Genomic DNA, 336 nt, shown 5'->3' with positions numbered 1-336 from the left:
AACATCCGATCGAGGGCACGAGTTTCGCCCATCTGTTCGAGGCCGCGAATGCCGACGCGCCCAGCCCCCGCAAGACCCAGTATTTCGAGATGATGGGCCAGTGGGCGCTCTATCACGAGGGCTGGCTGCTGGCGACCAAGGTCAACCGCATGCCGTGGGAGACACCGGGCGTCCCGAACCCAGACCCGCTCAACAACCAGGTTCTGGAACTCTATGACCTGACGACGGACATGAACCAGCAAATCGACCTGGCCGCGACCAATCCCGACAAGGTCGAGGAACTCAAGGCGCTGTTCATCGCGGAGGCGGAGAAATACCAGGTCTTCCCGATGGATG

General features: G+C 61.3%; 1 pseudogene. It reads left to right on the top strand.

The annotated features are described in order from the left end of the window. A pseudogene (locus tag H2O73_RS23515) lies at positions 1 to 336 on the top strand (arylsulfatase); the annotation flags it as partial.

The organism is Vibrio marinisediminis (genome assembly GCF_014050145.1).
Lineage (GTDB): Bacteria > Pseudomonadota > Gammaproteobacteria > Enterobacterales > Vibrionaceae > Vibrio > Vibrio marinisediminis.
This window is presented reverse-complemented; position numbering and strand designations above follow the sequence as displayed.